At 28.7% G+C, this 25,612-nt stretch carries 26 protein-coding genes, 1 tRNA gene, 3 rRNA genes and 2 riboswitches; all 30 genes read left to right on the forward strand.

From position 1 onward, the window contains the following. Positions 1-129: ribosomal RNA gene (locus tag H8891_RS14310) — 23S ribosomal RNA — on the forward strand; the annotation flags it as partial. A gap of 117 nt (positions 130-246) precedes the next feature. Further along, positions 247-321 (forward strand) — tRNA-Thr (locus H8891_RS14315). 10 nt (positions 322-331) lie between these two features. After that, positions 332-448 (forward strand): 5S ribosomal RNA (rrf, locus tag H8891_RS14320). A 114-nt stretch (positions 449-562) separates the two neighbouring features. After that, a riboswitch (cobalamin riboswitch) is annotated at positions 563-736 on the forward strand. A 114-nt stretch (positions 737-850) separates the two neighbouring features. Beyond that, positions 851-1,897: a nicotinate-nucleotide--dimethylbenzimidazole phosphoribosyltransferase gene (gene cobT, locus H8891_RS14325; RefSeq protein ID WP_187006923.1), complete on the forward strand. Its 1,047-nt coding sequence runs from the start codon at positions 851-853 to the stop codon at positions 1,895-1,897. Positions 1,898-1,909: 12 nt separating this feature from the next. Next, complete coding sequence (cobU, locus tag H8891_RS14330; protein WP_187006924.1) at positions 1,910-2,470, forward strand: bifunctional adenosylcobinamide kinase/adenosylcobinamide-phosphate guanylyltransferase; 561 nt, start codon at positions 1,910-1,912, stop codon at positions 2,468-2,470. A 3-nt stretch (positions 2,471-2,473) separates the two neighbouring features. Further along, positions 2,474-3,244 (forward strand): adenosylcobinamide-GDP ribazoletransferase, encoded by a 771-nt coding sequence (cobS, locus tag H8891_RS14335; RefSeq protein WP_187006925.1) that lies wholly within the window; start codon positions 2,474-2,476, stop codon positions 3,242-3,244. An 11-nt stretch (positions 3,245-3,255) separates the two neighbouring features. Then, the gene (locus H8891_RS14340; RefSeq protein ID WP_187006926.1) at positions 3,256-3,861 is read left to right on the forward strand and encodes a histidine phosphatase family protein; all 606 of its coding nucleotides are present in this window, start codon (positions 3,256-3,258) and stop codon (positions 3,859-3,861) included. A gap of 27 nt (positions 3,862-3,888) precedes the next feature. Then, positions 3,889-4,068, forward strand: a riboswitch (cobalamin riboswitch). 215 nt (positions 4,069-4,283) lie between these two features. After that, on the forward strand, positions 4,284-5,795 hold the full coding sequence (locus H8891_RS14345; protein WP_187006927.1) for a cobyric acid synthase: 1,512 nt from the start codon (positions 4,284-4,286) through the stop codon (positions 5,793-5,795). 8 nt (positions 5,796-5,803) lie between these two features. Then, entirely contained in the window at positions 5,804-7,159 is a 1,356-nt protein-coding gene (locus H8891_RS14350) for a cobyrinate a,c-diamide synthase (protein ID WP_187006928.1), read from the forward strand. Further along, positions 7,152-8,108: a cobalamin biosynthesis protein gene (locus H8891_RS14355; RefSeq protein WP_187006929.1), complete on the forward strand. Its 957-nt coding sequence runs from the start codon at positions 7,152-7,154 to the stop codon at positions 8,106-8,108. Before H8891_RS14350 ends, H8891_RS14355 begins: the two co-directional genes overlap by 8 nt. A gap of 11 nt (positions 8,109-8,119) precedes the next feature. After that, entirely contained in the window at positions 8,120-9,190 is a 1,071-nt protein-coding gene (locus H8891_RS14360; RefSeq protein WP_187006930.1) for a pyridoxal phosphate-dependent aminotransferase, read from the forward strand. A gap of 1 nt (position 9,191) precedes the next feature. Beyond that, positions 9,192-10,064, forward strand: a complete 873-nt coding sequence (locus tag H8891_RS14365) for a GHMP family kinase ATP-binding protein (protein ID WP_187006931.1) — start codon at positions 9,192-9,194, stop codon at positions 10,062-10,064. Positions 10,065-10,066: 2 nt separating this feature from the next. Continuing rightward, entirely contained in the window at positions 10,067-10,699 is a 633-nt protein-coding gene (locus H8891_RS14370) for a cobalt-precorrin-8 methylmutase (protein ID WP_187006932.1), read from the forward strand. 9 nt (positions 10,700-10,708) lie between these two features. Beyond that, on the forward strand, positions 10,709-11,836 hold the full coding sequence (gene cbiD / locus H8891_RS14375; protein WP_187006933.1) for a cobalt-precorrin-5B (C(1))-methyltransferase CbiD: 1,128 nt from the start codon (positions 10,709-10,711) through the stop codon (positions 11,834-11,836). Further along, on the forward strand, positions 11,829-12,437 hold the full coding sequence (locus tag H8891_RS14380; RefSeq protein ID WP_187006934.1) for a cobalt-precorrin-7 (C(5))-methyltransferase: 609 nt from the start codon (positions 11,829-11,831) through the stop codon (positions 12,435-12,437). Before cbiD ends, H8891_RS14380 begins: the two co-directional genes overlap by 8 nt. Next, entirely contained in the window at positions 12,427-12,996 is a 570-nt protein-coding gene (locus H8891_RS14385) for a decarboxylating cobalt-precorrin-6B (C(15))-methyltransferase (protein ID WP_187006935.1), read from the forward strand. The genes H8891_RS14380 and H8891_RS14385 overlap by 11 nt, the downstream gene beginning before the upstream one ends. Then, positions 12,989-13,741 carry a cobalt-precorrin-4 methyltransferase gene (locus tag H8891_RS14390; RefSeq protein WP_187006936.1) on the forward strand — a complete coding sequence of 251 codons (753 nt, stop codon included), beginning with the start codon at positions 12,989-12,991 and terminating at the stop codon, positions 13,739-13,741. Before H8891_RS14385 ends, H8891_RS14390 begins: the two co-directional genes overlap by 8 nt. After that, positions 13,725-14,786, forward strand: a complete 1,062-nt coding sequence (gene cbiG, locus H8891_RS14395; RefSeq protein WP_187006937.1) for a cobalt-precorrin 5A hydrolase — start codon at positions 13,725-13,727, stop codon at positions 14,784-14,786. The genes H8891_RS14390 and cbiG overlap by 17 nt, the downstream gene beginning before the upstream one ends. Further along, entirely contained in the window at positions 14,783-15,508 is a 726-nt protein-coding gene (gene cobJ / locus H8891_RS14400; protein ID WP_187006938.1) for a precorrin-3B C(17)-methyltransferase, read from the forward strand. Before cbiG ends, cobJ begins: the two co-directional genes overlap by 4 nt. Beyond that, the gene (locus H8891_RS14405) at positions 15,505-16,260 is read left to right on the forward strand and encodes a cobalt-precorrin-6A reductase (protein ID WP_187006939.1); all 756 of its coding nucleotides are present in this window, start codon (positions 15,505-15,507) and stop codon (positions 16,258-16,260) included. The genes cobJ and H8891_RS14405 overlap by 4 nt, the downstream gene beginning before the upstream one ends. A 2-nt stretch (positions 16,261-16,262) precedes the next feature. Next, a complete protein-coding gene (locus H8891_RS14410; RefSeq protein WP_187006940.1) occupies positions 16,263-17,057 on the forward strand; it encodes a sirohydrochlorin cobaltochelatase in 795 nt (264 codons plus the stop codon). A gap of 1 nt (position 17,058) precedes the next feature. Continuing rightward, positions 17,059-17,769 (forward strand): cobalt-factor II C(20)-methyltransferase, encoded by a 711-nt coding sequence (locus tag H8891_RS14415; RefSeq protein ID WP_187006941.1) that lies wholly within the window; start codon positions 17,059-17,061, stop codon positions 17,767-17,769. A 13-nt stretch (positions 17,770-17,782) separates the two neighbouring features. After that, a complete protein-coding gene (hemA, locus tag H8891_RS14420; RefSeq protein WP_187006942.1) occupies positions 17,783-19,018 on the forward strand; it encodes a glutamyl-tRNA reductase in 1,236 nt (411 codons plus the stop codon). 25 nt (positions 19,019-19,043) lie between these two features. Continuing rightward, the gene (gene hemC / locus H8891_RS14425; protein WP_187006943.1) at positions 19,044-19,949 is read left to right on the forward strand and encodes a hydroxymethylbilane synthase; all 906 of its coding nucleotides are present in this window, start codon (positions 19,044-19,046) and stop codon (positions 19,947-19,949) included. After that, on the forward strand, positions 19,939-21,438 hold the full coding sequence (gene cobA, locus H8891_RS14430; RefSeq protein ID WP_147548102.1) for a uroporphyrinogen-III C-methyltransferase: 1,500 nt from the start codon (positions 19,939-19,941) through the stop codon (positions 21,436-21,438). The genes hemC and cobA overlap by 11 nt, the downstream gene beginning before the upstream one ends. Before the next feature lie 20 nt (positions 21,439-21,458). Further along, positions 21,459-22,424, forward strand: coding sequence for a porphobilinogen synthase (gene hemB, locus H8891_RS14435; RefSeq protein WP_187006944.1), 966 nt, complete (start codon positions 21,459-21,461; stop codon positions 22,422-22,424). Positions 22,425-22,430: 6 nt separating this feature from the next. Beyond that, positions 22,431-23,729, forward strand: a complete 1,299-nt coding sequence (hemL, locus tag H8891_RS14440; protein WP_187006945.1) for a glutamate-1-semialdehyde 2,1-aminomutase — start codon at positions 22,431-22,433, stop codon at positions 23,727-23,729. A gap of 131 nt (positions 23,730-23,860) precedes the next feature. Next, complete coding sequence (locus H8891_RS14445) at positions 23,861-24,322, forward strand: hypothetical protein (RefSeq protein WP_187006946.1); 462 nt, start codon at positions 23,861-23,863, stop codon at positions 24,320-24,322. Between the two features lie 54 nt (positions 24,323-24,376). Continuing rightward, complete coding sequence (locus H8891_RS14450; protein ID WP_187006947.1) at positions 24,377-24,955, forward strand: precorrin-2 dehydrogenase/sirohydrochlorin ferrochelatase family protein; 579 nt, start codon at positions 24,377-24,379, stop codon at positions 24,953-24,955. A gap of 255 nt (positions 24,956-25,210) precedes the next feature. Then, positions 25,211-25,612, forward strand: a 16S ribosomal RNA gene (locus H8891_RS14455); the annotation flags it as partial.

The raw sequence follows: 25,612 nt of genomic DNA on the forward strand, positions 1-25,612 counted from the left end.
CCAACTTCAAGATAAGATTTCCCACCGTAAGGGTAAGATCCCAGGAAGACTACCTGGTTGATAGGTCAAAGGTGGAAGTACAGTAATGTATGTAGCTTATTGATACTAATAGATCGAGGACTTGACCAAGATTATTTGAGCAACGGGATAAATATGAATGTATATGAATATTTAGACGTTGGCGAAATGATCATAGTGAATTTTAATCTTACAAATGTTATTCAGTTTTTAAAGTATTAATAATATGCTAGTGTGGCTCAACGGTAGAGCAGCTGACTTGTAATCAGCAGGTTGTAGGTTCGATTCCTATCACTAGCTCCAACAAAGATTATGTGGTTATTATAGCAAAGAGGATACACCTGTTCCCATTCCGAACACAGAAGTTAAGCTCTTTAGCGCCGATGGTACTTGGTGGGAAGCCGCCTGGGAGAGTAGGACGTAGCCACGTAATCTTTTTTTATTTATTTTTAATATTTATTAGATATTAAAGGATTTTGTATACTCATGTAGAATTTATTTTATATGGGGTAAAACTTTTACATCAAAAAATTTCAAAACTAAATAAATTTAGATATATTTAGGTTCTTATATTTAAGATTAATAGGGAAAGAGGTGTAAATCCTCTACAGTCCCCGCTACTGTAATGCAGACGAACTCTATTTACCACTGTTTTATACGGGAAGGTTAGAGTAAGGTTGAAGCTAAGTCAGGAGACCTGCCTTGTATATTATAGCTAGGTTCTCGGGGTTATAGAATTTAAATGTCAAAAATTTTTATTAAATTATAATGCACTTAAAGACTTAACTCTAAAGTTAAGTCTTTTTTTATATCGAAATATAAGGAGGTAGTTATGCAACTTTTAAAAAATACAGTTGAAAATATACATCCACTAAGCGAATTACATATGAAAGCTTCAAAAGAAAGGTTAGATAGATTAATAAAACCGGTTGGTAGTTTAGGTAAATTAGAAGATATATGCATACAGTTGTCAGGTATAACTAAAAAGAAATACTTTGATACTGATAAAAAAGTGATCATAGCATTTGCAGGAGATCATGGAGTTTATGAAGAAGGGGTTGCACCAGATCCCCAAATAATAACTAAACTGCAATTTCCTAATTTCACAAAGGGGTTATGTGGTGTAGGTGCAATATCTAAATTCGTTAACTCAGATGTGATAGCAGTAGACCTAGGTATAAACACGGATGATAATTTAGAAGGAGTCCTAAATTATAAAATTAGAAAAGGAACTTCAAATATGGCTAAAGGTCCAGCTATGACTAGGGAAGAAGCTATTAAATGCTTAGAAATAGGGATAGAGATAACAAATGATTGTATATCTAAAGGTTATAATCTTATAGGTATTGGAGAAATGGGAATTTGTAATACTACTCCGAGTAGTGCGATAGTTTCCGTGATAAGTGAATGTGATCCAACAGATGTTACAGGAATTGGAGCTGGACTTAGAAAAGATAGATTAGAGCATAAAGCAAATACTATAAGAAAAGCTATAGAATTAAACAAACCAGATAAATTTGACGGAATTGATATACTAGCTAAAGTCGGAGGATTTGAAATAGGTGGTATGGCAGGAGTTATATTAGCTTGTGCTGCAAATAAGGTTCCAATTGTTATTGATGGCTTTATATCTTATGCAGCAGCCCTTATAGCTTATACTATAAGCCCTATGACTAAAGAGTATATGATAGCTTCACATACTTCGGCAGAATCAGGAACTAAAAAAGCATTAGAAGTGTTAAAGTTAGATCCAATGCTTAATATGGATATGAGATTAGGTGAAGGAAGTGGAGCTGCTTTAGCATTTAATATTATAGAGGCAGCTAACTTTGCATATAAAAATATGGCAACTATTGATGAAGTAGATATAGGTAAATAAGAAGGTGAATCTATGAGCAAATTAATTTTAGTAACTGGAGGATCTAGGTCAGGAAAAAGCAATTTTGCTGAAAGTTTGTGTATTAATAGAAGAAACTCCACTGCTTATATAGCAACTTCTATTCCATTTGATGATGAAATGAAAGATAGAGTTAGGAAACACAAAGAAAGTAGACCTAGCAACTGGAAAACTTATGAAATTTATAAGGATATATACTCTATAATTAGTGATATAAATAAAAAGCATAAGACGGTTATACTAGATTGTGTAACTTTATTAGTCAATAATTTAATGTTTGAATACAAACTAGATTTTGATAATTGTACGCCACAAGAAACTAATGAAATGGAATCTTACATAAAAGATCAAATATATAAACTTATAAGAGAAGTAGAAAAAACAGATTTATACTTTGTAATGGTAACTAATGAGCTAGGTATGAGTTTAGTTCCAGATAATAAACTTTGTAGAGTATACTCTGATATAGTAGGTAGGATAAATCAGTATATAGCTAAATGTGCTGATGAAGTCTATTTTGTAGTTAGTGGTATACCTATGAAGATTAAGGAGTAACTTATGAAAAGATTTATAGGTATATTACAATTTTTTACTAGAATTCCAATAAGGGTAAATATAGGTTTTGATGAAGAGTTTCATAAAACAATGTATTACTTTCCTTTAGTAGGGTTTGTATTAGGAATTTTATATTTTATAATTGGATTAGTATCAAGTTTTTTATTTGATAGCTATATAACTTCTGTAAATATTTTGATATCTACAGTGATATTAACTGGAGGTCTTCATTTAGATGGTGTAGGAGATACATTTGACGGTATATATAGTTATAGAGATAAAGAAAAAATATTAGAGATAATGAAAGATTCACGATTAGGAACAAATGCAATGCTATCAGTATTATTTTTAATGTTGATGAAACTTGGATTAATATATTCAATTGTACAATCAGGACAATTATATAATTTAATATTTATGCCTGTATTTGCGAGAATGGCAATTGTAATAGCTTGCTATAAAAGTGTCACTCCGAGAAAAAATGGAATGGGTAATGTATTTATAGGCAAACCTTCTTTAAAAATGATATTAACTGGAATAGTGTATACAGTTATATTAATAATAATTATGGGTATTACTTTATTTAACTTAAATTCATTAGATTTAATTAAAGTAATAGCGTTCATACCTATAATGATTATATTATCAAGATGTTTTGTAAGATATATATATTCTAAAATAGATGGGATAACAGGAGATATACTTGGATGTATTTCTGAGCTTATGGAAGTAATGTATTTAATCTATATATATTTAATTTTTGGATTAAAGTAAGAGGTGAATAGATGTCTAGATTAATACTAGTAAGGCATGCAACAACTAATGATAATATAGATGGGAATTTATCAGGTCATATAGATAGCGAACTAAGTGATTTAGGGAAATTACAGATAGCTAAATTAAATGAATTTCTTGAAAAAGAAAAAATAGATTCTATATATACAACTACATCGACTAGAACAAAACAAACTGTACTAGAAATATCAAAATCTAGAGGAATAAATATTATAGAAAAAGAAAATTTAAAAGAAATTAGTTTTGGAGATTTCGAAGGGTTTAATTTTGACATTATACAAAAAAATTACCCAGAAGAATTTGAAAAGTTAATTTCACAAGGATTTAATTATAGATATCCTAATGGAGAAAGTTTAATAGACTCATATAATAGAGTACGTGAAGAAATAGATAAAATAATAAGTTGCAATAAAGATAAGACTATTTTAATATGTTCTCATGCAGGAACTATAAGAAATATTATATCTTACTTAATTGGGAAAACTTATGAATTTCATTGGAATTTTAAAATAAATAATGCATCAGTGAGTATTATTGATATAGTTGATGGATTTCCAGTGATTCAAACACTAAATAATACATCTCATTTAACTTAGAATAAATAAGAATACATAAAAATATTATAAAATTAACATAAATTAGGTTCTTCATTGAAGATTAATAGGGAAGAAGGTAAAAATCCTTCGCAGCCCCCGCTACTGTGATACTGACGAAACTATTAGACACCACTGTGACGATTTACGGGAAGGAATAGAAGTAGGTTGAAGTTTAGCCAGGAGACCTGCCTAGTTTATGAATATAAAATCTTCGGGGTGAAGGATTTTAAAAATTGGTGAAGTATGTGCATTTTTAAAAACCTATCCTTTAGAGGATAGGTTTTTATGTTTCTATAAATTTAAATCTTCAATTTATAGATAAAAATAATTATCAAATCACATATCTGAATAATGTAGAGTATTTTAAACGTTGTTAAAAGATTAAAGAAGTGAATTTTTTGTTGTTTAAGGAGATTAATAATATGAGTAAATCGTTAATGTTTTTAGGAACAGCTTCTAATGTTGGTAAGAGTACTTTATCGGCAGGGTTATGTAGAATTTTAAAACAAGATGGATATAGAGTCGTACCTTTTAAATCTCAGAATATGGCACTAAATTCATATATAACTAAAGATGGATTAGAAATGGGGAGAGCTCAAGTTACTCAAGCCGAAGCTTGTGGTATTGAACCAGATGTTAGAATGAATCCTATTTTATTAAAGCCTGCTGGGAAAAATAGATGTCAGGTAATTGTTAAAGGCAAAGTCTTAGACCATGTGAGTGCTAGTACTTATCATGGGTATAAGGATGAATTAGCGTCTATGCTTAAAAGTATATATGGAGATCTAAGTAGTGAATATGATGTAGTTATTTTAGAGGGTGCGGGTAGTTGTGCAGAAATAAATTTAAAAGATAAAGATATAGCTAATATGGGAATGGCTGAAATTGCAGATGCTCCAGTAATTTTAGTAGCTGATATTGATAGAGGTGGAGTTTTTGCTTCAATCGCAGGAACTATGCTTTTATTAGAAGAAAAAGAAAGAGCTAGAGTTAAAGGAGTAATCATAAATAAATTTAGAGGAACTGTAGAACTTTTACAATCTGGTATAGATATGCTAGAGGATATTATAAAAGTTCCAGTATTAGGAGTTGTTCCTTATAGTGATTTAAATATAGAAGATGAAGATAGTGTGACGGATAGATTTAATAAACAATTTAGACAAAATGATATAAATATTGAAATTATAAGAACTCCTTATATGTCTAATTTCACAGATGCTCATATGCTAGAAATACAAGAGGATGTAAGTATTAGATATGTAGAAAAAGGACAATCTTTATCAAATCCAGATATGGTTATTATACCAGGAAGCAAAAATACAATAGAAGATTTAATTTATATAAGAGAGAGCGGATTAGAAAAGCAAATAAAAGACTTAGAAAGACAAGGTAAATTAATATTTGGAATTTGTGGAGGATATCAACTTCTAGGTAAAAAAATATATGATCCAGATGGAGTTGAAGGGTCTATAAAAGAAATAGATGGACTTGGTCTTTTAGAGATAGAAACTATATTTGAAAAAGAAAAAGTAACTACTCAAGTAGAAGCTGTAATAAATGAGAATTTAGGGGGTTACTTAAATTTATTAGGAAATAAAAGTGTTAGAGGGTATGAAATTCATATGGGAATAAGTAAAGGAATTAATAAACCTTTAAATACTATAGTAAAAAAATTAAATGAAGAAACTTCATATGTTGAAGGATGTGTAAATGAAAAAGGAAATGTAGTTGGGACTTATCTTCATGGAATATTTGATGATGTTGAGTTTACAAGAAGTTTACTAAATTCAGTTAGAGAGAAAAAGGGATTAGAGGGTGTAGAGAGTTCTATAAATTCTTTTGAAGAATTTAAGAATAAAGAATATGACAAATTAGCAGATATATTAAGACAATGTCTAGATATAGATAAAATATATGAAATTATAAATGGTTAGGTGAAATTATGAAAAAAATATTAATAGCAGGAACGAGTAGTGGAGTAGGTAAAACTACTATATCACTAGGAATAATGCAAGCACTAACTAATAGAAAGTTAAAAGTACAACCTTATAAAGTTGGACCAGATTATATAGATCCATCTTACCATACTTTTATAACTAAAAGAGATTCAAGAAACTTAGATTCTTATATGTTAGATGATGAAAAAATTAAATATATAGTAAATAATGCTTCTAAAGATGCAGATATATCAGTAATTGAAGGTGTAATGGGTCTTTATGATGGATTTGGAATTGACTTAAATGCTTGTACAAGTTCATACACTTCAAAATTACTAAAAGCTCCAGTTATATTAGTTATAAATGGAAAGGCTATGTCATCATCAGCAGCTGCTATGGTATTAGGATATAAAGAACTTGATAAAAATGTAAATATAAAAGGTGTAATAGTGAATAACGTAAAAACTCAAAGACACTATGAACTTATAAAAGAAGCTATAGAAATATATTGTAAAATTGAAGTCTTAGGATATTTTCCACCTAATGAAAAATTTTCATTAGAATCAAGGCATTTAGGATTAGTTCCAAGTGTAGAAATAGATTCTTTAACAGAGAAGTTTAATAATTTAGGAAATGAGATTGAAAAATACATAAATATAGACAGATTAATTGAGATATCAGAAGGTGAAGAAATTGAAAGTAACTTTGATATAAGTGATCTACCAAAGTTTAAAAATAAAAAAATAGCTATAGCTTATGATAAGGCTTTTAATTTCTATTACAAAGAAAATTTAGAACTATTAAAACAGATGGGTGTACAAATATTAAAATTTAGTCCCCTTAATGATAAGCATTTGCCTAAAGCGGATTGTATATATATAGGAGGAGGCTTTCCAGAATTGTTTGCAAAAGAACTAGATGCAAATCAAAGTATGAGAAAGTCTATAAAAGAAGCTCATGAAAAGAATATACCTATATATGCTGAGTGTGGAGGGTTAATGTATTTAGGAGAAAAGCTTAAAGATTCAAATGATGATGAATTTAACATGGTTGGAATTTTTAAAGGAACTAGTGAAATGACTAAGTCTCTAAAAAGATTTGGGTATTGCGATGGAATTGCTAAAATAGATACAATACTTTCTAAAAAAGGAGATGTAATAAAAGGTCACGAGTTTCATCATTCAGTATTTAATAGTGAAGAACCATGTGCATATAAAATGATTAAAAAAAGAGGAAATAAAGTATTAGATGAATGGGATGGAGGATATTCAAAAGGTAATACTTTAGCTACATATTTACATACCCACTTTTATAATAACTTAGATGCCATAATTAAATTTGTAGGTGGTAGAGATGAATAGTTTAACTGTAATTATAATGACATTAGCCTACATACTGGATTTAATAATAGGGGATCCGTATTCTTTTCCTCATCCAGTTAGATTTATTGGAAATTTAATAAGATTTGTAGAAAATAAAATACGAAGTATATCAAAGACATCAGGACAATTAAAAATGGGCGGATTTGTATTGTGGATTATAACTGTAGGAACTACATTTATAGTAACTAATTTAATAATTAGTGTATTTACATTTAGTAAAATATCTTATGTTATAGTAGCATCAATAATACTATATACAACTTTATCTACAAAATGCTTAGCAGATGAAGCTAAGAAGATATATAAGGTTTTAAAAACTGGAGATATAGAAAAATCAAGAAAACAGTTGTCTTATATAGTAGGTAGAGATACAACTAATTTAAATGAACAAGAGATAATAAGAGCTACAGTTGAAACGGTAGCAGAAAATACTGTAGATGGAATAATATCTCCTATGATGTATGGATTTATAGGTGGGCCTGTACTTGCGATGGTCTATAAAGCCATAAATACTTTAGATTCAATGGTAGGATATAAAAATGAAAAGTATAAAGATATAGGATTTGCATCTGCAAAAATTGATGATATTGCAAATTTTATACCTGCAAGGATAACTCCATTTTTTATGATTATAGCAAGTTTAATGCTTCGACTAAATGCTAAAGAAAGTATACGAATAGCCATAAGAGATAGAAAAAATCATAAAAGTCCAAATTGTGCGTATCCAGAAGGTTCAGTAGCAGGTGCACTTGGAGTTCAATTAGGTGGTACTAATATATATTTTGGGAAAGAAGTTTATAAACCTACTATAGGTGATAAACACAGAGAATTAGAAATAGAAGATATTTTAAAAACTAATAGAATAATGTATGTTACATCTTTTGTGGCATTAGTGATATTTTCTATTATAATTTATTTAATTAGATAGAAGGTGAAAAAATGAATGATCTTGGACATGGAGCTAATGTAGAGATTATGTGTAAAACTTACAATAAAGATTCAAAAAATATAATTGATTTTAGCTCTAACATAAACCCATATTTAATAAATAATTTAGAAAATTATATATTAGATGGATTAAGAGAATGTGTTAAATATCCAGATATAAATTATACCAATTTAAGAAAAAACATAGCTAATTATCTTAATGTTAAAAGTTCATTTATAATACCAGGCAACGGTGCAACAGAGATAATATATCTCTTAATGAAAAGTATAAATAAAAGATTAGCTATATTAAATCCTACATTTTCAGAATATGAAAGAGGCGCATTACTAAACAATGTAGATGTAATAAACTTATATCTAGATAAGGATAAAGATTTTGAAATAGATATAAATAATATAAAAGAAAATATAGATAAATTCGATAGTTTATTTATATGCAATCCATCCAATCCAATAGGTAGAGTATATGATTTGAGTGAATTATTAGAAATTTTAACTAAACATAATAAGCTACTTATAATTGATGAGACTTTTATGGAATTTGTAGAAAAAGAAGAAAAATATAGTTTAGTAAAATATATAGAAAATAACCCGAATATATTTATAATCAAAGCAGTAACTAAATTTTTTGGCCTGCCAGGTTTAAGATTAGGATATGGTGTTTGTAGCGATGAAAAGTTATTGGAAAATATGTATAAAATAAAAGAGCCATGGTCTATAAACACTTTTGCAGATGTACTTTCAAATTACCTATTTAAAGAAGAGGGATATATAAAGGCAAGTAAAAAGTATTTTATAAAAGAAAGAAATTTTATGCTTAAAAATTTAAATGAAATTAAAGAAATTAAAGCCTATAAAACAGATACTAATTTTATATTAATTAAATTAAAAAATAAAACGGCGAAAGAATTAAAAGAAGAATTGTTCATAAAAGGCGATATTCTTATAAGAGATGCATCTAACTTTAGAAATCTAGATGAAAATTATATAAGAGTAGCTATAAAGAGCCATGAAGAAAATTTAGAGTTAATAAATCAATTAACTAAAATTCTAGGAGAATAGAATGAAATCACGTGGAATATGTCCAGCTTCTTGTGGGGAATTTGTTCAAGGTATTGTAAAGGATAAAGAGTATTTATCATCTTATGCTATAGATAGATACTCAATAGTTACTTTAGAAGAAAGAATAGAGGATGTAAAAAAAGGTCCTTTAAAAGCTAGAAAGGCTATAGAAGAAGTTTTTAAATACTTTAATTTACCTAAAAAAGAATTAAAACATATATCTATAGATATAAATAGTGAAATACCTATAAGTAAAGGCATGGCAAGCTCAACTGCTGATATAGGAGCTACTATAAAAGCAACTTTAAATCTTATAGGAAAAAATTTAGATGAATATGAAATATCTAGGCTTGCAACAAAGATAGAGCCCACAGATTCTATTTATATTAAAGAAAATACAATTTTTAATCCTTTAGATGCAAATGTAATAAAAAAATTAGGTGTTTTAGATACTGGAAAAGTATTAATATTAGAACCTAATGAAACTCTAAGTACAAAATACATAAGAAAAAAAGAAAATTACAATAAGTTAAAAAAGCAAAATAAATACATAATAGAATATGCTTTTAAGCTTCTAGAAGAAGGTATAAAAAAGAAAGATTTAAATTTAATAGGACAAGCTTGTAATATAAGTAGTATTGCAAATGAAAACATACATAAAAAGAAATATTTAAATGAAATAATGGATATATCGAAAGAGTATGGAGCCTATGGAGTCAACATTGCGCATAGTGGAACTGTGGTAGGAATACTTTTAGAATCTGATATGAATGAAGAAATAATTAAAACTAAGCTTATAGATAGAAAGATAAATAAAAAATATAAAAAAATATACACAGCAAATATAATAGCTGGGGGACTTAGGAGTGATTAAACATGGAATACATTAAAAACCCTATGATGATAGAAAATAAAAGTTTTGAAATAATACAAGGAATAATTGATGAAATAAGACCAGATTATAAATTTAAAAATGATTTAGAAGAAAAAATTATAAAAAGAGCTATACATACAACGGCAGACTTTGAATATTTAGATATATTAAAAATATCTGAAACAGCGGTAGAAAAAATATCAAATGCATTAAAAAACAAAGCTACTATTTATACAGATACAAATATGGCATTAAGCGGTATAAACAAAAGAAAGTTAGATGCTCTAGAATGCAAATATAAATGTTTTGTAAGTGATGAAGAAGTAGCTAAACTAGCAAAAGAAAAAGGAATAACTAGATCTATGGCAGCAGTAGAAGTTGCATCAAAAGAAGAAGGAAAAAAAGTTTTTGTACTTGGAAATGCTCCAACAGCTTTATATAAAGTCATAGAGATGCATAATACAAAACAATTAGAAGTAGAAGCAGTAGTTGGTGTGCCAGTTGGATTTGTAGGAGCAGAAGAATCAAAGGATGAGTTAGAAAAAACAGATATTCCTTTCATAATATCAAAAGGTAGAAAAGGTGGAAGTAATTTAGCAGCAGCTATAATAAATGCGATATTATATGCGATGTAAGGTGATATCATGGAAGAATATGTTTATATAGATGGTAAGAAATATAAAAGAGGATATACTACAGGTTCTTGTGCTACAGCAGCAGCTAAAGCAGCATCTTATATGCTACTTACGAAACTTCCGATAGAAGTCATAAATATAGATACTCCTAAAGGAATACCTCTTAATTTAAAAGTAGAAAACATAAACATACAAGATGATTATGTAGAGTGTTCTATACGAAAAGATGGTGGAGATGATATAGATGCAACTCATAATATGCATATATATGCAAGAGCTGAATTTATAGATTCAAAAGAAATTATAATAACTGGAGGTAATGGAGTAGGTAGAGTTACTAAGAAAGGTTTAGGTATAGAAATTGGAGAATCTGCAATAAATAAAACTCCAAGAAATATGATAAACAATGAAGTTAGAAAAGTTATAGGCGAAGATAAAGGAGTGAAAATAACTATATTCGCACCTGAAGGAGAACTTATAGCTAAGAAAACTTTTAATCCACGACTTGGAATAGTAGGTGGGATATCTATAATTGGAACTACAGGAATAGTAGAACCAATGAGTGATGAAGGGTGGAAGAAATCTTTATCTATAGAACTTGAAATGAAAAAGGCTCAAGGAATGGACAAGATAATTTTAGTTCCAGGAAATCATGGAGAAATGTTTATAAAAGAAACATTAGGAATTGATATAAAGTATATAGTTAGAACTAGTAATTTTATAGGTTATATGTTGAAAGAAGCTCAAAGAATTGGGTTTAAAAAAATACTTATGGCTGGACATCTTGGAAAATATGTAAAGGTAGCAGGTGGGATATTTAATACTCATAGTAAAGTAGCAGATGCTAGAAATGAAATATTATTGGCAAATTTAGCTCTTATGAATGCACCTTTCGAACTTATTAAGAAAGTAAATGAATGTTTAACGACTGAAGAATTTATTGAAATTATTAATTCTAAAGAATATGAAGGATACAAAGAAATATATAATATACTTTCAAATAAATGTAGAGAAAGAATAGATATATACCTTAATGATGAAGAAATAGATGTTGAAGTAATGATATTTTCAATGGAAAAAGAATTACTTGGGCAATCAGAAAAAGCTAGTGATTTAAAGGAGATATTTTATGATTAACATTATAGGACTGGGGCCAGGTAACATAGGATACTGCACGAAATTAGGTGAAAAGTTAATATATAACTCTGACATAATTATTGGTGGAAGAAGAAATTTAGAGACCATAACTAATTTTAAAGGAAAAAAAATTGAACTAAATACTAATTTAAAAGAAATAGTAGAATATATAAAAAACAATAAAGAACAAAATATCTCAGTTATAGCTTCAGGAGATCCATCTATATATGGAATAGGTAAGTATTTATCAAATAATTTTGATAAGAGTGACTTAAACATAGTTTCAGGAATAAGTTCAATGCAGTACATATTCTCCAAGATATGTGTTGATATGAATGATTTGTATATCACAAGTAGTCATGGAAAATCTCCAGATTTTGACTATATACTTAACCATAAAAAAGTTTGTATGGTAACAGATAGCAAAATTGGACCAAAAGAGATTGCAAAAGAAATACTAAAAAGGAACTTAGATAGAGTTATGATAGTTGGAGAAAATTTATCTTATGATAATGAAAAAATTACTATAGCAAAGCCAAGTGAGATTATAGAAATAGAAAAATTTGATATGAATGTTGTGGTGATATTAGATGAAAAATAGTGAGTTTATAACAGGCGATGTGCCTATAACTAAAGAAGAAGTTAGGGCTATATCTATAAATAAACTTAATCTAAAGGATAAAAAAACATTCTTAGATATTGGGGCGGGGACAGGAAGTGTCAGTATCGAAGTAGCATATAATTACCCTAATATTGAAGTAATATCTATAGAATGCAAGGATAAAGCGATTGATTTAATAAATCAAAATATAGAAAAGTTTAATTTAGATAATGTTAAAGTACTTAAAGGATATGCACCATTAGATATAGGTAAAAAAGTAGATTCTATATTTATTGGAGGAAGTGGTCCAAATCTAAAGGAAATATTAGAATGGTCTAAAATGAATTTAAATGAAAATGGAACTTTAGTTGCAAATTTTATAATAATAGATACTTTTTATAAAACTTTGAACTTATTAAAAGAATTAGGATTTAAAAACATAGAAGCTACAATGTTAAATGTAGCTAAGTTAGAGAAATTAGGTAAAGGTGAGTACTTCAAACCTTTAAATCCAATATATATAATATCTTGTAAAAAGGGAGATGAAGATTATGAATAAGGTACATTTTGTAGGGGCAGGACCAGGAGATAAAGATTTAATAACATTAAAAGGATATAAATTATTAAGTGAAGCTGATGTAGTTATCTATGCAGGTTCATTAGTAAATCCAGCTTTACTAGATTATTGTAAAGATGGTTGTGAAATACATAATAGTGCATCTATGGACCTTAACCAGATAATAGATGTTATGGAAAAAGGAATAAAAAGTAATAAGCAAGTAGTAAGGCTTCAAACTGGAGATTTCTCTATATATGGGTCTATAAGAGAACAAGTAGAAGAACTAGTGAAATTAGGTATAGATTATGATTGTACTCCTGGAGTAAGTTCATTCTTAGGAGCAGCATCGGCGTTAGGAGTTGAATATACTGTTCCTGAAATATCTCAAAGTGTTGTGATAACTAGAATGGAAGGAAGAACTCCAGTACCTGAAAAAGAAAGTATTGAATCTTTTGCTAAGCACCAAACATCTATGGCTATATTCTTGTCGATTCACGATATAGAGAAAGTAGTAAAAAGATTACACGAAGGTGGTTATCCAATGAATACTCCTATAGCTATTGTATATAAAGCTACTTGGCCAGAGGAAAAAATAGTAAAAGGTACTTTAGAAGATATAGCTGAAAAAGTAAAAGAAAATAAAATAAATAAGACTGCTTTAATTTTAGTGGGAAGATTCTTAGGCGAAGAGTATAAAAATTCAAAGCTATATGATAAGGACTTCAAACATGAGTACAGAAAATAAAATTGCTTTTATAGCAGTAACGCAAAATGGTAAAGATTTAGCTGTTAATATAAAAGAAATATTAGGTGAAGGTGATATTTATATTACTGATAAATTATCTAATAAAACCAATAAAGAAATCTATAAAATTATTGAAGGAAGGTTATCAGATTTTACAGCTAAACTATTTAAAGAATATGAGATTTTAATATTCATAATGGCAACTGGAATAGTAGTAAGATCTATAGCAAGTCATATAAAAAGTAAATTTGAAGACCCAGCCATTTTAGTAATAGATGAAAAAGGAAAAAATGTAATAAGCTTACTAAGTGGTCATATGGGTGGAGCGAATGAAATGACAACACATATAAGTAATCTTATAGATGCTAATCCTGTAATAACTACAGCAACAGATGTTAATAGCAAAAGTTCACTAGATATAATAGCTAAAAATTTAAATGCACATATAGATAATTTTAGAGAAAATGTAAAAGATGTTAACTATTTATTAGTTAATAAAGGAAAAGTAGGATTATATATAGATGGCAATTATAAAGTTGATACTAGAGGTTTTATAACCATTAAAAATATTGATGAATTCCATAGTCTAAATGATTTAGATAAAATTGTTTATATAACTAATAAAGATAATATAAATGTAGAAGATTCAAGATTAATAAAAGTAGTTCCAAAGGATATTGTAATAGGGATGGGATGTAGAAGAAATACACCTTACGAGAATATTAATAATGCATTAGAAGATATCTTGAAAAAATACAATATAGATAAAAAAGCTATACGTAAAATAGGAAGTGTTGAAGTAAAAAAGGATGAACAAGGAATTATAAAATTATCAGAAATTTTAAAAGTTCCATTTGAAACTATTAGTATAGAAGAAATAAAAAAAATAGAAGATAAATTTGAAAAATCTGAATTTGTAAAAAAGAGTATAGGGGTTTATTGTGTAGCAGAGCCGGTAGCTTATATACTCAGTGATAAAAACCTTATAGTAACAAAGCATAAGTATAAGGGAATAACTTTTTCGATAGGGAGAATAGATATATGATTTATGTAATAGGCATAGGACCTGGAAGTAAAGAAATGATGACTATAGAAGCTATAGAAGCAATGAAAGACAGTGAAGTAATAGTAGGATATAAAACTTATATAAATTTAATAACTGAATTTATTAAAGATAAAGAAGTATTACAAAATGGAATGAGACAAGAAATAGATAGATGTAAACAAGCAGTAGAAATTGCTAAACAAGGTAAAAAGGTTGCAGTTATAAGCAGTGGAGATGCTGGAATTTATGGTATGGCAGGACTTATATTAGAGCTAGTATCAAAAGAAAAACAAGATATAAAAGTAAAAGTTATTCCTGGAGTTACTGCAAGTATAGGAGCAGCTGCAATACTTGGAGCACCTATAATGCATGATTTTTGCCATATAAGCTTAAGTGATTTATTAACTCCTTGGGAAGTAATAGAAAAAAGATTAAAATTAGCAGCAGAAGCTGATTTTGTAATTTGTTTATATAATCCAAGAAGTAAAGGTAGAAGCGAGCATTTAAGCAAAGCATTTAAAATAATGAGTGAGTTTAAAGATGGTAAAACTCCAGTTGGAATAGTAAAAGATGTAGGTAGAGAAAAAGAAGAAAAGTTTATATGTACATTTGAGACTATGGATTTTGAAAGAGTAGATATGACTACAATGGTAGTGATAGGAAATAAATCTACTTTCATACATGATGATTTAATGATAACTCCAAGAGGTTACAATATATGATTTTAGTTTTAGGCGGAACATCAGACAGCACTCGTATATGCAGCTTGTTAAATGAAATGAATAAAGAATATATAGTTTCTGTAACGACACAATATGGAGCTGACTTAGCTAATAAAGTAGCTAAAAATGTGGTAATTAAAAGAATGGATATCGAATATATGACTAACTTTATGAAAGAAAATAAAATTGATTTAGTTATAGATTCGACTCATCCATATGCGGTAGAAGTGTCAAAAAATGCTATCGAAGTTACAGATATATTAGATATTAATTATATAAGATACGAAAGAAAATCACTTTTAGAAGAATTAGAATATGATAAGGTGATAAAAGTCAAAAATACAGAAGAAGCTTATAAAAAGGCTAATGAAATAGGTCAAAATATATTTTTAGGAACTGGAAGCAAAACTATAAAAGAATATGCAGACAACCTTAAAAATAAAAGGATAGTAGCAAGGGTATTACCAACAAGTGAAGTTATTAAAATGTGTGAAGATGCTGGATTAAATGCAGATAATATTATAGCTATGAAGGGACCCTTTAGTGAAGCTATAAATGAAGAAACATATAAGCATTATAATATAGATTTAGTTATAACAAAAGAAAGTGGTATAGAAGGTGGTTTCTTAGAAAAAGTAAATGCTGCCAAAAATTTAGGTATACCAGTAATTGTAATAACACGAGAAAAATTAAATTATCCTAATGTAGTTAATTATATAGATAATATAAAAGAGTTAGTGGTGGAGGATTAAGTATGAAAAAAGCTATTTTAGTTGTCAGCTTTGGAACAAGCTACAAAGAAACAAGAGAAAAGACTATAGAAGCATGTGAAAAGAAGATAAAGAAAGCTTTTGAAGGATATGATTTTTTTAGAGCTTTCACATCTAATATGATAATAAGAAAATTAAAAAATAGAGATAACATATATATTGAAAATCCTATAGAAGCTTTAGATAGATTACATAAAGAAGGATATGATGAAGTTATAGTTCAAACATTACATATAATTTGTGGGGAAGAATATACAAAATTAAAAGAACAAATAAGTCAGTATGAAGGTAAGTTTAACAAGATAGTACTTGGAAGACCCCTTCTTACTCAGATAGAAGATTATAAGGAAACTATAGAAGCTTTAAAACCACAAATACCAGAGCTAGAAGAAGATGAAGCAGTAGTATTTATGGGACATGGAACTGAGCATGAGGCTCATAGTGCTTACCCAGCATTAGATTATATGTTAAAGCAAGAAAATGTTAAAGCCTATGTTGGAACAGTAGAAGGATACCCTGAGATAGAAGAAGTAATAGTAAATCTTAAAAAAGATAAAATATCAAAGGTTAGATTAATGCCATTTATGTTAGTTGCAGGAGACCATGCTATAAATGATATGGCTAGTGATGAAGAAGATTCATGGAAATCAATATTAAATAAAGAAGGATTCAAAACTAAAGTACATTTAAAAGGTTTAGGAGAAAATGAATGTATTCAAGATAAATTTGTGAGACACGCACTTAATTGTGTTGAATTAGTAAATGTAGGAGGAAATTAATATGGCCAAGTTTTATGGGATAGGTACAGGACCTGGAGATAGTGAATTAGTGACAGTAAAGGCAGTAAACACAATAAAAAATTTAGATATATTATATACACCAGAAGCTAAAAGAGAAGGAAATAGCTTAGCATTAAGGATAGTAGAGCCGTATCTACCAGAAAATTTAAAAATAAAACAAAGACATTTTCCAATGAATTTTAATGATGGTGAAAAAATAATTGCTTGGAATAGAGTGGCGGATGAAATCGTAGAAGATGTTAGAGAAGGTAAAAATGTTGGATTTGTAACTTTAGGAGATCCTATGATTTACAGTACATATGTATATATAATGGAAAGGCTTATAGATAAAATAGATGTTGAAACTATACCTGGTATATCATCATTTTCTAATATAGCATCTAACCAAAACTTCCCATTAGTTATGGATAAAGAACCTCTTATAATTGTTCCGTGTACTATAGATGAAGAAAAAATAGACTATGCTTTAGAAAATTATAGTTCTATAGTATTAATGAAAGTTTATAAAAACTTTAAAGAAATAGTTAATAAGTTAGAAAAGAATAACTTATTAGAATATTCTATATTAGTTAGTAATTCATCTTTAGACAACGAAGTGGTGTATAATAATCTAAAAGAGATTGATTTAGAAAATAAAATATCTTATTTTTCTACTATATTAGTAAACAAAGAAAATACTAAGGTAGGATAATCTGGAGGATTATATGAATTTTGCAGTAGTGGGAGTTAATCATAATGATACACCTATACATATAAGAGAATGCGTATCTTTTACAGATACGCAAAAAATAGAGAGTATTAACTTCTTATTAGACAATGGAATTCAAGAGGTTGTTATACTTTCTACTTGTAATAGAAGTGAAATATATATATATTCGAAAAATATATTGGATAAAGTTGAAATTGTAAAAAATTTTTATGAAGACTTTTTTAATGTAAGTAATATAAAAAAATATTTATTTTGCAAAGTAGGTCAAGACTCTATAAGACATGTATTTAATGTTGCATCAGGACTTGATTCCATAGTTATAGGTGAAGACCAAATTCTTGGACAAGTAAAAGATGCTTATGATTTTTCAAGACAATTAGGAGCAAGTAAAAAGGTATTTAATAAACTTTTTAGAGAAGCTATAACTGTTTCTAAAGATATAAAAACTACTACTAAAATATCACAGCAGCCATTATCTATAAGTTATATAGGTATTAAATGCTTAAAGGATAAAATAGGTACTTTAGAAGGAAAAAATGCTTTAATAATTGGTCTTGGTAAAATGAGTAGATTAGCAATGACACATTTACAAGAAGAAAATCTAAACAAAATATATATTACAAATAGAAGTTATGGAAAATTACAAGGTTTACAAAATGAGTGTGAAAATTTAATACCTATAAAATTTGAAGATAGGTATAAAGTTATGGGTGATGTAGATGTGGTTATAAGTGCAACTGCATCTCCTCACACTGTTATAAAGAAAGAAAATATGCCACTATTATCAAATAAATTATTTATGATGGATATAGCTTTGCCAAGAGATATAGATAAAAATTTAAATCATATGGAAAATATAGAAGTTTATGATATTGATGATTTAAAGAAAATAAGTGATGAAAATGATAAAAAAAGAAAAGAGTTAGCATCCTGTGCACAATTAATAATACAAGATAAGGTAGAAGAGTTTAATAGTTGGTTAAAAGCAATAAAAATAGACCCTACTATCCAATCTTTAAATGATAAATGTTTAGACATTAGAGAAGATACCCTAGATTATATTTATAGAAAACTAGATTTAGATTGTAAAGAGAAAAAAATAATAGACAAGATGCTTACTTCTGCATTAAAAAGACTAATTAGAGAGCCTATATTGAATTTAAAACAAATTAAAGATAGTGGTAAGCAAGAAGAGTATATAAAAGTAGTTGAGGAATTATTCGACTTGTAATATGTGGGACAAAAGGAGATTAAGTATGAAAATCATAGTAGGAAGCAGAGGAAGTAATTTAGCTCTTACTCAAACAAACTGGGTTATAAGTGAATTGAAGAAACATCATCCAAATATAGAATTTGAAGTTAAGATAATAAAAACTAAAGGGGATTTAATCCAAAACGTTTCTTTGGATAAAATAGGGGATAAGGGTTTATTTGTTAAAGAAATAGAACAACAATTATTAGATAAAAAAATTGATATAGCTGTTCACAGTATGAAGGATATGCCATCAAGTTTACCTGAAGGTTTAAAATTTGCAGGTGTACCTAAAAGAGAAGATATAAGAGATGTACTTATACTTAAAGAAGGGTATAATTCTTTAGATGATTTACCTGAAGGTGCTAAGATAGGTAGTGGAAGTAAAAGAAGAAAGTATCAACTTTTAAAGCATAGACCTGATTTAAATATAGTTCCTATAAGAGGTAATATAGAAACTAGAATGAAAAAGATAGAAGATGAAAACTTATATGGAGTAATACTTGCAGCAGCAGGTTTAAAAAGAGCAGGATTAGAAGAAAAAATAAGTTGTTATTTAGATATAGATACAGTTATACCAGCACCAGCACAAGGAGCTTTAGGCATCGAAATAAGAAAAGGAGACCCTAAAGTAGAAGAGGTATTAGACTGTATAAAAGATGAAGCCTCACAAATACAAGTAAGTGCAGAAAGAGGATTTTTAGATGGAATCAATGGAAGTTGTCATATTCCTATAGGTGCATATTGTATGGTTAATGGTGAAAATATAAGTTTAACTGGATTATATGGAGATGAAGAAGGTAAAAAACTTATAACTAAAACTATAGAAGGTAAAAAATCAGAAGCTAGAGAGCTAGGAATTGAGTTAGCTAAATTAATTTCAAAGGAGTTTGAGTTTTATGAAGGGTAAAGTTTACTTAGTTGGAGCCGGGCCTGGAGATTATAAGCTTATGACTTTAAAAGGAATGGAATGTATAAAAAAAGCTGATGTAATAGTTTATGATAGACTGGCTAATGATAAATATTTAAAAGAAGCAAAAGAAAATTGTGAGTTTATATATGTTGGAAAAGCATCTAAAAATCATGCTTTACCACAAGATCAGATAAATGAAGTTATAACTCAAAAGGCTAAAGAAGGGAAAATAGTAACAAGGCTAAAAGGTGGAGATCCATACGTATTTGGTAGAGGTGGAGAAGAAGCTGAATTTCTTTTAGAAAATGATGTGGAATTTGAAATAGTTCCTGGGATAACATCAGCTATAGGCGGACTTTGTTATGCTGGAATACCTATAACTCATAGAGATTATGCATCTTCTTTTCATGTTATAACAGGTCATTTAAAAGATGATGAAAATGATGAATTAAACTGGAATGCTTTAGCTAACAATGAAGGAACTTTAGTTTTCTTAATGGGAGTTGCAAATCTAAAAAAAATAAGCAGTAATTTAATAAAAGAAGGTAAATCTAAAGATACACCAGTAGCATTAATAAGTTGGGCTACTAGATATAACCAAAGAGTAGTTACATCAACTTTAGAAAATGTATATGAGACTGCAATAAAAGAAGAAGTAAAACCACCAACACTTATAGCAGTAGGTGATGTAGTTAAACTTAGAGATAAATTGAACTTCTTTGAAAACAAGCCTTTATTTGGAAAGAATATATTGGTTACTAGAGCTAGAACTCAAAGTAGTACTTTGGTAGAAAAAATAATGGATTTAGGTGGGAATCCAATAGAAATACCTACCATAAGAATTGAAAAAGTAGAAAACAATAAAGAATTAGAATACGAAATTAATAACATCAAAAAATATAATTATTTAATACTTACTAGTCAAAATGGAGTAAATATATTTTTTGATAAGTTAAGTGAAATGAAATTAGATTTAAGAATATTAGCACATTTAAAAATATGTGCTATTGGGCCTGCTACAGCGAAGGAGCTTAAAAAGAGAGGAATAATTGCTGATATAGTTCCTGAAAAGTTTGTAGGAGAAGCAATGTATGATACTTTAAAAGATATATTAAATAGCAATGATAATATACTTATTCCAAGAGGTTCAAGTGCAAGAGACTTCTTAGTTGATAAATTAAGTGAAATTTGCAATATAAAAGAGGTACATACATACAACACAGTTATAGAAGATAAGTATAAAGATGAAATAATAGGCTTATTAAATGATGAAACTATAGATTACATAACATTTACAAGTTCATCTACAGTTTCTAATTTTATTGATATAATAGGAAGAGAAAATATAGATAAACTTAAAAGTACAAAAGTTATATCTATAGGTCCTATAACTAGTAATACAGCTAAAAATTTAGGACTTGAGGTTTATAAAGAACCAAGTAATTACACAATAAATGATTTAATTAACTGTATTATACAAGACTAAAAATCTAGGGGGAATTTAAGATGTTAAGAAGACCAAGAAGATTAAGAGCAAGTTCTGCAATAAGAGATTTAGTGAGAGAAACAGTACTAAATATAAATGATTTAATATATCCACTGTTTGTAGTGGAAGGAGAAAATATAAAAGAAGAAATACCATCATTACCGGATGTATATCATTTTTCTTTAGATAAATTAGAAGATGAAATAAAAGAGTTAAAAGAATTAGGAATACAACATGTCATATTATTTGGGATACCAGATGAAAAAGATCCATACGGGAAAGAAGCATATAATGATAATGGTATAGTTCAAAAAGGTATAAGAAAGATAAAAGAAATAGATCCAAGTATGTGTGTAACAACTGATGTATGTATGTGTCAATACACTAGTCATGGACACTGTGGAATATTAACAGAAAAAGGTTATGTAGATAATGATAAAACACTAGAGTATCTAACTAAAATAGCAGTAAGCCATGCTAAAGCTGGAGCTGATATGGTAGCACCATCTGATATGATGGATGGAAGAATACAAGCTATGAGAGAGGGATTAGATGCAGCAGGTTTTGAAAATGTGGCTATAATGTCATACAGTGTTAAATATGCATCAAGTTTTTATGGACCATTTAGAGATGCAGCTGGTTCTGCACCATCATTTGGAGATAGAAAAACATATCAAATGGACCCAGCTAATTCAAATGAAGCTTTAATAGAAGCTGAACTTGATGTTTTAGAAGGAGCAGATATGTTAATGGTTAAACCTGCATTATCATATCTTGATGTAATAAGAAGAGTTAAAGATAACTTTGATTTACCGCTAGTAGCTTACAATGTAAGTGGAGAGTATTCAATGTTAAAACTTGCTGTTAAAGAAGGATTATTAAGTGAAGATGCTATATATGAAGCTGTTATGTCAATAAAAAGAGCTGGAGCAGATATAATAATAACTTACTTTGCAAAAGATATAGCAAAGAAAATTAGGGGGTAATGACCAATGAGAAAAAATGAAAAATCACTTAAAATATATGAAGAAGCAACTAAGTACATACCAGGTGGTGTAAACAGTCCGGTTAGAGCATTTAAATCAGTAGGATTAGACCCTGTTTTTATAGATAGAGCAGAAGGTTGCAAAATATATGATGTAGATGGAAATGAGTACATAGATTATATCTGTTCTTGGGGTCCTCTTATGTTAGGACATAGCCCTAAGGAAATAGTTGATGGAATAGAGGAAGTAGTTAAAAAAGGTACAAGCTATGGAGTTCCAACTGCTATAGAAGTTGATATGGCTAAACTTATAGTAGAAGCTTATCCTGCTATAGATCAAGTTCGTATGGTTAATTCTGGAACAGAGGCTACTATGAGTGCTTTAAGAGTTGCTAGAGCTTACACTGGTAGAAATAAAATACTAAAGTTTGAAGGATGTTACCATGGACACTCAGATGCACTTTTAGTTAAATCTGGATCAGGAACTATAACTTATGGAGTTCCAACAAGCCCAGGGGTTCCTGAAGATGTTGTTAAAGATACTTTAGTAACTAGATACAATGATATAGAAGCTACAAAAGCTATATTTGAAGAACATGGAAATGAGATTGCGGCTGTTATATTAGAAACAGTAGCAGGTAATATGGGAGTTGTTCCAGGCAAAAAAGAATTTATACAATTCTTAAGAGATATAACTAAAGAATATAAAACAGTTTTAATATTTGATGAAGTTATAACTGGATTCAGATTAGCTTATAACAGTTCTGTAGGTTACTATGGAATAGAGCCTGATATGGCTTGCTTTGGTAAAATAATAGGTGCTGGACTTCCAGTAGGAGCTTATGGCGGTAAGAAGGAAATAATGGATATGGTATCTCCTGTAGGGCCTGTTTATCAAGCTGGTACTTTATCAGGTAACCCACTAGCTATGTATATGGGTAAAAAGAACTTAGAAATATTAAGAGATAGACCTGAAATTTATAGTGAGTTAGAAAGAAAAGCTAAGAGACTTGAAGAAGGATTAAGAGCTAATGTTGAAAAATTAGGATTAAACTATACTGTTAATAGAGCTGGATCTTTAGTTTGTTTATTCTTCGCTGAAGGACCTATAAATAACTATGATGATGTTACTAAGTGTAATGTTGAAATGTTTAATAAGTACTTCGAAGAATTGTTAAACAGAGGTATCTTACTTGCACCAACTCAATTTGAGGCTATGTTCTTATCTAATGCTCATACTGACGAGATAATAGATGAAACTATTAAGGCTAGCTATGAAGCTTTAAAAGCTGCTCATAATTTATAAATAAAATTAGATTAGCAAGACATTGGATGATTTATAATCCAATGTCTTTTTTATATAAAATAAAAAGGTAACTCATATTTATTTATAGAAATAGATAAATTGCAAATAAATTTTTAGAGGAGGAACTTTTTATGAAAATTGATAGAGATTTATTGGAAGTATATTTAAATAAATGGCAAGATATTCTTAGACTTAGAGATTGGGATATTAAGTGTGAATTGGTTGAAGCTGAATGGAGAAAGAGTGGAGATATAAAAATTGATAGAGATGTCAAACAAGCTGTTTTAATGATAAATAACTATAATAGAAAACATACCAATTTAGAAGCTTTAGTAATTCATGAACTGTTACATCTTAAATTATGGGGTATGGATCAAATGACAGAGTCTCTTATTTATAGTGTTTTTGGAAATGATGAAAAGAATCCTAAGTTTGAATTTGCTTATAATCAATTTATGCATGAATTGGAAAGTACTGTAGAAGATTTGGCAAAGGCATATGTAGTTACAGGAGCGGAAAATAAAGATATTTCATTTGGCAGAATTCAAAAGCAAGTGGATGAAGAGTTAGGATTAAATATTGATGTTAAATAGTTTTTAGTTGTAATATAATTATATATATGAATATAATTTGAAGGGATTTAAAATATGAATTATCCAATAATGATAGATTTAAAAGGTAAAAAGATAACTATAATTGGAGGAGGAAAAATAGCATACAGAAAAGCTAGCAACTTTATTAATTTTGGGTATGATGTTAATGTTGTTTCTATAGGATTTATAGAAGAATTTAAAAATATAAGAGATAAAGTTAATTTTATAATTGATGAATATAATGAAAAATATATAGAAGATAGCTTTATAGTTGTAGCCGCAACTAATAATACAGAAATTAATAAAAAAATAGGTATATTTTGTAGAGAAAAAGATAAACTAGTTAATGTGGTTGATAATCCTGACTTATCTAATTTTATAGTTCCTTCTTGTCTTAAAAGAGGAGATTTAATTATAAGTGTATCTACTTGTGGAAAAAGTCCTTCTTTAGCATCTAAGATAAAAAAAGATTTAGAAGTAACTTATGATGATAGTTATGAAGAATATGTTAATTTATTAGGAGAAATAAGAATTAAAATTCTCGAAAAATATAATGATTCAAGAGAAAAAAAGAAATTATTAAATGAAATAATAAATTCAAGTCTTGAAGAACTTAAAAAATATGAAATCTGATAATTGTTGAAATTTAGGTTTTTTTAAGATGTGCCTTTAAAGTTTAAAATGAAAAATAAAAAAAGTTTTTAAAAAAGTATTGACGATATGATATGAAGGTGGTAAAGTATTACTTGTCCTTAAGAAAAGGGCAAATAAATAAATGAACTTTGAAAATTAAACAGTAGGTTAATTATAAAAATTCTTTTTAAAGAATTAAACAACAAACAACCAAGCCAGATATTCAGATAATGATAGCTGAGCGATGGATAACTTTTATTTGAGAGTTTGATCCTGGCTCAGGATGAACGCTGGCGGCGTGCCTAACACATGCAAGTCGAGCGATTCTCTTTGGAGAAGAGCGGCGGACGGGTGAGTAACGCGTGGGTAACCTGCCCTGTACACACGGATAACATACCGAAAGGTATGCTAATACGAGATGATATATTTTTATTGCATGATAAAAATATCAAAGCTTTTGCGGTACAGGATGGACCCGCGTCTGATTAGCTAGTTGGTAAGGTAACGGCTTACCAAGGCGACGATCAGTAGCCGACCTGAGAGGGTGATCGGCCACACTGGAACTGAGACACGGTCCAGACTCCTACGGGAGGCAGCAGTGGGGAATATTGCACAATGGGCGAAAGCCTGATGCAGCAACGCCGCGTGAGCGATGAA

It is taken from the genome of Paeniclostridium hominis (genome assembly GCF_014306135.1).
GTDB classification, from domain to species: domain Bacteria; phylum Bacillota; class Clostridia; order Peptostreptococcales; family Peptostreptococcaceae; genus Paraclostridium; species Paraclostridium hominis.